A 6,283-nucleotide genomic window follows, 5' to 3' on the forward strand; every position below is an offset into this window, starting at 1 on the left:
AAGCGGATCGCTACCCCAGAGATAGCGATCCGCCCGAGCGTTCCCATGCGGTGCTGCCGGAAACCCTGCTGCATCCGCGCGATTCACGATGGGCGTGACCGCGCGTTTTATTTGAGACTTATCCCCTCGGCCGGATCAGTCCGGCGTAAACCCCGGCGATGCGGAACGGCGTCTGCTCCTGGCTGTCGCCGTCCAGCGGCGCCAGGTCGATCTCCAGCGGCTTGTAGGCCGGGGCGCTGTTCTCCGGCTTGAGGGTGATCTTCTTGCCGCGCCGGAAGTAGCGCTTCAGCGTGATCTCGTCCTCGCCGGTCTTCGGATGCGGCATCACCGCCGCGACGATCTGGCCGTTGTCCGCATCGTCCTGGACGTGGATGCCGACGATGTCGCCGTCGAGGATGTTGGCTTCCTTCATCGAGTGGCCGGCCACGCGGTGCAGGAAATCGGCACGCGGGTGGAACAGCTCCGGATCGATGCGCAGCCAGGTATCGACGTTGGTTTCGGCGGTGATCGGCGTACCGGCGGCGATGCTGCCGATCAGCGGCAGCTCGAACTGGTGCGACAGCAGCGCCTCTTCTTCCTTGAGCAGGCGGATGCCGCGGGCATTGCCGGGAACCAGTTCGATGAAGCCCTTGCGGGCGATCGCCATGAGGTGGTCCTGCGCGCCGGTCTTGGAGCTGAAGCCGAACTGGCGCGCGATGTCCTCGCGCGTCGGCGGGAAGCCGGTCTCGCGCAACTGGCTGCGGATGAAATCGAGAATCTCTGTCTGCCGCTGGGTGAGATCGGACATCAAGGCCTCTTGTGTTCGGTCAAGTGCAGGTGTACTGTACCAAAGAACAGTACAGAACGAAAGGACAGCGACATGGCCACCCTCGATTCCGCCGCACATCTCATCCTGCCACGTCCGGCCGCGCCCCGCAGGCAGCCGGGCCGCCGCAACGTTTCGCCGGTGGCTGTGGCCCCGCGCAACGCGCCGATGCGCCGCCGCGCCGCCAAGGCCGAAGCGGGCGGGCTCAGCGGCGAGCGCATCGATACCCTGCTGCTGCAGGGCATGATCTGGCTGGCCATGGCGGGGATGGTGGCCTGGTTCCACGCACCGCTGGGACAGGCGCTGCGGGCGGTTTTCTGAGCGGGGCCGGAACCTTGGGGGCATGGCCCCTGAGCTTGGAGCCCCTGTTTCCTGACAGTTCATCGCCTGACAGTCCATGGCCCTACCATCCCCTGTCCATGTGACGGGGTGAAGACCATGCCCGGCGGCCACGCCCGGCCACCCCCTTCCCTGATTTGAAAGCCCGGCAACAGCGGCAGCGGCTTTCGCCCGGGAAGCCGCGCCAGGACTAAAAGTGGCACGGGACATGCTGGTTATTGCCCACGTATTTCAATAACCAGGCCAGGGGCTACCATGTTGCGCGCATTCAAAACCATTTCCATCATTGTCGGCGGACTGCTGCTTGGCGCTTGCGCCAGCCATCTCAGCTATTCCGAGATGCAGGCCCTGATGCCGCCGAAGCCCGCGGACAAGGGGCGTATCTACTTCTATCGCGAGTCGGCCTTCATCGGCAACCTGATCACGCCCGATATCGTGGTCAACGGGAAAATAGTCGGCGTCTCCAATCCCGGGACGTTTTTCTATATCGACCGCGAGCCCGGTAACTACGAGGTGATCTGCGGCATGGGCATCCTGAATCAGACCGGCTTCGCGCTCGCCGCCGGCCAGGACGTGTATGTGCGGACCGCACCCGGCACCGGCAGCATCGTCAAGTCGACCATGGTCACCGAAGTGGTCGACCTTCCCACCGCCATTCCCGCCATCCACGATCTGAAGTACGCCGCCGCGGCCAAATAATCCGCGGCCGGCGCGCGGCGGGGGACGCGCGCGCTGGCATCGAATGTCAACCGGTTCCGGGCCGGCGGGGATTACGGTATGGCGCCATACCGTAATCAGCCGGAGCCCGGAACTTGCGCTTGCTTACTGCTGCATGCCCGCACGGCGATACGGCACATCGCCGCCTTGCCGCGTTCACGCTTGCACTGGGCCTGGCGCTGCTGCCGGCCTGCGGCGGCAGCACGCCTGCCACCGGCACGGCGGCATGCCAGGGCCAGCACTGGGTGGGTGCATGGAGCGCCAGCCCGCAGGCCAGCACCCTGCTCAGCGGCTCGGGACTGGCGGTGCAGGAGTTCGAAGCCGATCTGCTGGCGCACCAGGACATCTTCCCCAACCTGGCGCTGGCGCAGGTCTTCAACGACCAGAGCCTGCGCCTGATCGTGGCGCCGCACGCGGCGGGTGAAACGATCCGTCTGCGCCTGAGCAACCGCTTCCAGAAATCGGCGGTAACGCTGGACCATGTCTATGTCGGCCTGAGCCGGTCCGGCGCCAGCCTGGTGCCCGGCAGCAACCGGGCCGTGAGTTTCGGCGGGATCGGCGAAGTCAGTATCGCGCCGGGCGCGGAGATCAGCAGCGATCCGGTGGCGCTGCCAGTACAGCCGTTCCAGAACCTGGCGGTCAGCTTCCACATCAAGGGGCTGCTGGTGGCGGTGGACTATCACCTCACGGCGCAGCAGGTGTCCTACCTGAGTCCGCTGCCCGGCGCCTACAGCGACCAGGAAAATGGCACTGCCTTCGGCACCACGGTTTCATCCTGGTATGTGCTGAACGGCATCGACGTGCTGGCGCCTGCGGCGAGCGGCGCGGTGGTAAGCTTCGGCGATTCGCTCACCGACGGCTACCTGTCCAGCTATGACAGCAACAGCCGTTACCCGGACTTCCTGGCGCGGCGCCTGCTGGCGGATGCGCCGGCGCCGCCGCTGTCGGTGGTCGACGCCGGCATCTCCGGCAACTTCGTGGCCTCGGACAGTTACATCTTCGGGCCTGCCGGCACCTCGCGCTTTGCCGCCGATGCCCTGGCCCAGCCGGGGGTGACCGATGTGATCGTTTACGAGGGCATCAACGACATCGGCGGCGCACCCAATGACGCTGCGACGGCGGACCGGATCATCGCCGCCGACAAGGCGCTGATCGCGCAGGCGCATGCGCGGGGGCTGAACGTGATCGGCGCCACGCTCACCCCGGCCGGCGGCGCCAAGGATAGCGCGGCGGGCAAGGCCGGCGAGCCGCAGGCGCTGCGCCAGACCGTCAACGACTGGATCCGCGGCAGCGGCGCCTTCGACGCCGTCGCCGACTTCGACGCGACGGTGCGCGACCCGGCCGATCCGACGCGGATCGCGGCACAGTACGACGGCGGCGATCACCTGCATTTCAACGACGCCGGCTACCAGGCGTTGGCGGCGGCGGTGAACCTGGGCTCGCTGCGCGGTACCGGGTGCAGATAAGGAACACCGGGGCTTGAGCCGCTTTTGCTATTGCGGCAGGGCATCCGAAGGATTCAACTGTAAACGTGACCGGCCCAACGATGGCCGGCTCGTCGATAAAACATAAGCAAAAAAATAAGCGGTTATGCGAGGGGAAGACATGCAACAGGCAGGCGTGATCGTGCGGGCGTTGTTTGGCGGGTTCCTGCTGCTGGCGCTGGTCGGCAGCGGCGGTTGCGGCGGCAGCTCGCCGGTGAATGGTGCCGCCGCCGGCGGCGAGGTGGAGGCGGATTACTTCACCGGCAAGACGCCGCCGCTGGCCAACGGGCAGTTCGAGATCATCACCTTGTCGGCGCTGCCGGACGCAGTGAGCGACAACGATGTGCTGGTGGGCATCCGCGGCGTCGGGGCCGGCGATACGGTGCAGGTGTTCCGCAACGGCGAGGAGGTGACGTCCGCCTTCAAGAGCGTCGGCACCGGCGAATGGCGCGGCCTGATCAGCGGCCTCAAGCTCGGCAGCAACAATCTCGGCGCCACGCTCAACGGCCCGACCGGCAAGCGCAGCGCCAGCCTCGATGTGATCAATCACCCGGTCGCCGGACCGGTGTTTTCCGGCCCGCACCAGCAGCCCTTCATCTGTGAAACGGAGGCGGCCGGCCTGGGGCCGGCGCTGGATGCGGATTGCTCGATCAAGACCGTGTACCAGTGGTACTACCGCTCCTCGGTCGATCAGTCTTTCCAGGAGCTGAAGGATCCGTATGCCGCCTATCCGCCGGACACCATGCAGGTGCGCACCGCGGCCGGCAAGACGGCGCCCTTCGTGGCGCGGGTGGAATCGAGCACCATCAACCGCGGCATCACGCGCATCGCCGTGCTCGACGATCCGCATGCGCGCGGCAAGGATGCGCCGTTCGACGCGGCCGAGTGGGACCAGCGCGTCTACTACGCCTTCGGCGAGGCCTGCGGCGTCGGCTACCACCAGGGCACCAACACGCCGAACTTCGTGCTCGGCGGCATTCCGAACTCGATCTCGTCCTCTTCCATCCTGATCACCCTGGTCGGCGCCTCCGACCGCCTGGGCCAGGGCGATATCGTGGTGCACAACACGCAGAGCGCTTTCGGCAACTACTGCAACCCCCTGGTCAGCGCGGAAACGCTGAGCATGGTGAAGGAACACATCAGCGAGCAGTATGGCCTGGTGCAGACGGTGATCGGCACCAACGGCTCCGGCGCGGCGCTGCAGCAGTACAACGCGATCAACAACAACCCGGGCCTGCTCAGCGGCGCCCTGCCCGACGCCAGCTTCGCCGACGTCTTCACCACGGCCAAGCAAGTGGTGGACTGCGGGCTGCTCACCAACTACTTCGGCAACGCCTCGCCGAAATGGTCATCGGCGCAGCAGAACGCGGTGGAAGGCGCCATCAACACCACGGTGTGCGCGAGCTGGAACAGCCTGTTCCTGCCCGATCTCGATCCCACCAACGGTTGCGACCCGGTGGTGCCGATGGACCAGCGCTACGACCCGGTCACCAACCCCAACGGCATCCGCTGCACGCTGGAGGACGCCGACGTGAACATCGTCGGGCGCGATCCGCAGACCGGCCATGCGCGCCTGCCGTACGACAATGTGGGGGTGCAGTACGGGCTCGGCGCGCTCAACGCCGGCAAGATCAGTTTCGACCAGTTCATCGACCTGAACAGCAAGCTCGGCGGCTACGACCACGACGGCAAGCCGCAGGCGGCGCGCAACGAGATGGCCGACGACCTGGCGCAGCGCGCCTACCAGATCGGCGAGATCATCGGCCGCGGCGCGCTTGCCGAAACGCCGATCATCGACCTGGGCGTGTACCTGGACCTGATCCCGGAACTGAACATCCACCAGGCCGTGTATCCCTTCACCATCCGCGAACGCCTGCGCCAGCAGACCGGACAAGTGGCGACGCAGGCACTGTGGCGCGGCATCCTGGTGCAGGGCGACGCCTACCCGACGATCGACAAATGGGTCGCCGCGCTGCAGAACACGACTGAAGCCGACCGCGTGCAGGCCGTGACGGCGGCCAAGCCTTCCGACGCCAGCGACCGCTGTGTCATCGCCGTGCTGGGCAGCCGGCTGGAACTGCCCTCGGCGTTGGTCGGCCCGCTCGGCATCGAGCTGCCGCTGCTGCCGGACCTGCCGGTGGGCGACGTGAACATTCCGCTGCAGATCGACATCCCGGAACAGTTCGATACGCCGACCAGCCCGACGGGGCCATGCCAGACCATCCTGCCGGTGTTCCAGACGCCGCGGCTGATCGCGGGCGAGGCACTGTCCAACGACATCGCCAAGTGCCAGCTCAAGGCGGTGGATGCCGCGGACTACTCGCCGGCCTTGAGCACGGCGCAGTTGCAGCAGGTGCAGCAAGTGTTTCCACGCGGGGTGTGCGACTGGGCCAAGCCGAGCGTGGGCGATGTGGCGCACAGCATGCTGTGGCCTTCGATCGGCTCGACGTCGCTGGAGGATCCGCATCAATTGAAGTGGCGGGTGGGGAGGTCGGGGAGTTGATGTTGGGGTAACGGCATAGGCGCAGGTTCTGCCGGCGTCATTCCCGCGCGGGCGGAGATACAAGCTCGGGCCTCGCATTCCGTAACTTCGCCCCTCACCCTAGAGCATTTTCGATTTATTTACTGACGTACCCGCAAGAGGCGAAGTAGTTCGAGCACTCTTCTGGGGTAAAGACGTCGATGAGGGTACCGATGTATTCCCAGAGGGCATCGACGGTTCGGATGGCGGCTTTTCGCAGGAGTGTTTTGAGCTTTGCGAAGAGTTTTTCGATCGGATTCAGATCGGGCGAGTACGGCGGCAGGTAGCGAAGGGTGGCGCCGACCGCCTCGATGGCTTCCCGAACGCCGGTAACCTTGTGACTGCCGAGGTTATCGGCAATCACGATGTCGCCAGGTGTAAGAGTCGGGCAGAGGAAGTTCTGGACATAGGCCAGGA

Annotated in this window: 6 protein-coding genes; 4 read left to right on the plus strand and 2 right to left on the minus strand. The window is 65.9% G+C overall.

The features are described 5' to 3' along the window. Positions 1–118: 118 nt before the first annotated feature. On the minus strand, positions 119–787 hold the full coding sequence (gene lexA / locus BP26_RS0120625; protein ID WP_029922453.1) for a transcriptional repressor LexA: 669 nt from the start codon (positions 785–787) through the stop codon (positions 119–121). A gap of 72 nt (positions 788–859) precedes the next feature. Between lexA and BP26_RS0120630 the strand changes: the two genes are divergently transcribed. From BP26_RS0120630 to BP26_RS26940, 4 genes are all read left to right on the plus strand, one after another. Then, complete coding sequence (locus BP26_RS0120630; RefSeq protein WP_029922454.1) at positions 860–1,126, plus strand: hypothetical protein; 267 nt, start codon at positions 860–862, stop codon at positions 1,124–1,126. A 273-nt stretch (positions 1,127–1,399) separates the two neighbouring features. Further along, entirely contained in the window at positions 1,400–1,843 is a 444-nt protein-coding gene (locus BP26_RS0120635; protein WP_051749239.1) for a DUF2846 domain-containing protein, read from the plus strand. A 119-nt stretch (positions 1,844–1,962) separates the two neighbouring features. After that, complete coding sequence (locus tag BP26_RS0120640; RefSeq protein ID WP_029922456.1) at positions 1,963–3,327, plus strand: SGNH/GDSL hydrolase family protein; 1,365 nt, start codon at positions 1,963–1,965, stop codon at positions 3,325–3,327. 139 nt (positions 3,328–3,466) lie between these two features. Continuing rightward, positions 3,467–5,848: a DUF6351 family protein gene (locus tag BP26_RS26940; RefSeq protein WP_036517538.1), complete on the plus strand. Its 2,382-nt coding sequence runs from the start codon at positions 3,467–3,469 to the stop codon at positions 5,846–5,848. Between the two features lie 115 nt (positions 5,849–5,963). On the opposite strand, the gene BP26_RS0120650 is transcribed toward BP26_RS26940, so the two are convergent. Beyond that, a partial coding sequence (locus BP26_RS0120650) for an IS630 family transposase (RefSeq protein WP_029922458.1) occupies positions 5,964–6,283 on the minus strand: 320 nt, incomplete at its 5' end.

This window comes from Nevskia soli DSM 19509 (assembly GCF_000711955.1).
GTDB lineage: Bacteria > Pseudomonadota > Gammaproteobacteria > Nevskiales > Nevskiaceae > Nevskia > Nevskia soli.